Origin of the sequence: Roseomonas sp. TAS13, from assembly GCF_001950415.1 — a bacterium.
GTDB lineage: Bacteria > Pseudomonadota > Alphaproteobacteria > Acetobacterales > Acetobacteraceae > Roseomonas > Roseomonas mucosa.
In genome coordinates this window covers 1-2,331 of record NZ_BDLP01000526.1, presented here as the reverse complement: position 1 = coordinate 2,331, position 2,331 = coordinate 1, and the positions used below count along the sequence as shown (strand labels likewise).

The following is a 2,331-nucleotide window of genomic DNA, read 5'->3' as shown; positions in this document are numbered from 1 at the left end:
GCGAGTTCGGCATCCGAAAGGCGGGCGGCGAGCTGGTCGCGGGCCTCGCGCAGGGTGTCGCGTTCGTCATGGAGCTGGTCGCGTTCCGTGCGCAGCCCGGTCAGCTCGCCCTGGGCCGCGTCGCGGGCGGCGGCGGCCCGGCGCGCCTCGTCCTGGGCACGGCCAAGGCTGGCGCGGAGTTCGTCTGTCTGGCTGCGTTCCAGGGAAAGCAGGTCGGCCAGTTCCGCCACCTGCCGGTTCAGCCGGTCCAGCGCCCGGTCGCGCGAGCTGAGCGTGACGGACAGGAAGCCCTGCGCCAGCACGAAGACCAGCAGCACGAAGATGATGACCATCAGCAGGGTGGACAGGGCGTCCACATAGCCGGGCCAGGCGTTGAGCCCCTCGCGCTGGGAACGCCGGATGCCGCGCGCCATGGGTCAGCGCCCTGCCTGCATGGCCGCCATCAGGGCGATTCCGCCAGGGCGGCAATGGTGCGGGCGAGCAGCTTGATCTCGCTGCGGATCTCCTGGGTGGACTGCGCGCGGCCCTGGCTCACCTCCTCGACGAGGCGGGCGAGGTAGAGCTCGATGTTGCGCAGATGGGCGTAGGAGGCCTCGCCATGCCCCTGCGCCTCGCCCAGCCGGTGGAGGACCGGGTTCAGCGATGCCTGCCCCTCGGCCATGCGCTGCATCAGCACCTGGCTGGCGCGCATCTGGTCGGTCAGCACGGACAGGCGCTCGGTCAGCGTGTTCAGCGCCTGCCCGGCATGGGCGGAGCGTTCCTCGCCGCGCGCCATGATGCGCTGGAGGCCTTCCAGGTTCTCGGCGGTCTGTTCCAGCAGGGCCTGCACATAGGCGGGGACGGAGCCGCCCTCGCCCTCGGCGCCCAGCACGCCGGAGGAGAGGCGGGTGGCGGAGGCGAGCCATTCCTCCAGCTCGTTGTAGAAGCGGTTCTGTGCCTGCCCGGCGGTCAGGTCGAGGAAGCCCAGCACCAGCGAGCCGCCGAGGCCCAGCATGGAGGAGGAGAAGGCGATCGACATGCCGCCGAGCGGCTGGGCGAGGCCCGACTTGAGCTGGTTGAACAGCGTGTTCAGGTCGCCGGAGCCGACCGACATGCTGTTGATCACCTCGCCCACCGCGCCGATGGTCTGGATCAGGCCCCAGAAGGTGCCGAGCAGGCCGAGGAAGATCAGCAGCCCGGTCATGTAGCGGGAGAGTTCCCGGCTCTCGTCGAGCCGCGCGGCGATGCCGTCCAGCACCGAGCGCATCGCCGGACCGGACAGGGAGAAGCCCTCGCCGCGCCGGCTGCCCAGCATGGAAGCCATGGGGGCGAGCAGGCTCGGCGGCGCCTGCGCCGTCTGGCCGGGGCCTTGACGGCGGAACTCCTCCAGCCAGTCGGCCTCGCGCCGGATGGTGAGCACCTGGCGGAAGGTCCAGACGATGCCCAGCAGCAGCACGCCGAGGATCACCCCGTTCAGCACCGGGTTGGCCATGAAAGCCACCAGGAGCTGCGCCGAGAGCAGGGCCGCGATGGCCAGCACCACGGCCAGGAAGACCACCATCCGCAGCAGGTAGCGGGTGGGGCGGGTCATGGGATGGTTCATCCTCTGCGTGGGGCGGGCGCGGCCGCTGGTGGGGGGGAGGGTGAAGGGGCGGCGGGGGCCATGGCGCCGCGCGGCGGGGCGGGCGGGATCAGGTCGATGCTGTCGGTCGCCTCGATGGTCAGGCCGAGCGGGCGCAGGTCGATGCGCGTGCCGGGCAGGCCGCCGGATTCGAGGGTGCGCTTGATCTCCTGCGCCCGGGAAAGGCTGTCGCGGCGGGCGGTGGAAAGGTCGTCCGCCGGGCCGGAAACGCGGGCCAGCACGGTGACGCGGCCCCGGCTGCGCTCCGCCATGGCCTTGGCGAGCCTTTGCAGCGCCGCCTGTTGCGGCGGGGTGATGTCGCCCTGCAGGCGCCAGCCGCCCTCGGGCAGGACGGCGATGCCGTCGGCCAGCGGGATGTCGGCATAGGCGGCGGTGACGGGCGGCGCGGGCGGGCGCGGCATGGGGCCTGGGGCCAGCACGGCGGGCGGCGGCGGCGCCGGGGGTGGGGGTGGCGGCAGGGGCAGGTCGGATTGCGCCCACCCCGGACCGGGGAGGACGTCAAGCAGGCACGCCAGGATCAGGGCGGGCCGGAGAAATTTTGGGACCGGAGGCATCGGCCGCGCAGGCTAGAGCAGATCGGCGGGGGCCGGAACAGCCCCCTGTCGCGCTTTGCCGGGCGCCGGGGCCCGGTGGCGCGCATCACGCGGGCGGCGGAAGGGAGGCGGAAACGGCCGCGGCGATGCGGCCCGGCCCGCCCCCGGGAGGCGTGC

General features: G+C 73.1%; 2 protein-coding genes and 1 pseudogene. All 3 read right to left on the bottom strand.

What is annotated here, in order from left to right; genetic code table 11:
* A pseudogene (locus tag ROTAS13_RS28315) lies at positions 1–413 on the bottom strand (hypothetical protein); the annotation flags it as partial.
* A 29-nt stretch (positions 414–442) separates the two neighbouring features.
* Positions 443–1,570 carry a hypothetical protein gene (locus ROTAS13_RS23120; protein WP_019461538.1) on the bottom strand — a complete coding sequence of 376 codons (1,128 nt, stop codon included), beginning with the start codon at positions 1,568–1,570 and terminating at the stop codon, positions 443–445.
* 8 nt (positions 1,571–1,578) lie between these two features.
* Positions 1,579–2,022 carry a hypothetical protein gene (locus ROTAS13_RS23115; protein WP_075823551.1) on the bottom strand — a complete coding sequence of 148 codons (444 nt, stop codon included), beginning with the start codon at positions 2,020–2,022 and terminating at the stop codon, positions 1,579–1,581.
* Positions 2,023–2,331: the final 309 nt, after the last annotated feature.

Bases quoted from the DNA above. Each gene is read 5' to 3' on its own strand.
- ROTAS13_RS23120 (WP_019461538.1), bottom strand. From the start codon at position 1,570: ATGACCCGCCCCACCCGCTACCTGCTGCGGATGGTGGTCTTCCTGGCC.
- ROTAS13_RS23115 (WP_075823551.1), bottom strand. From the start codon at position 2,022: ATGCCGCGCCCGCCCGCGCCGCCCGTCACCGCCGCCTATGCCGACATC.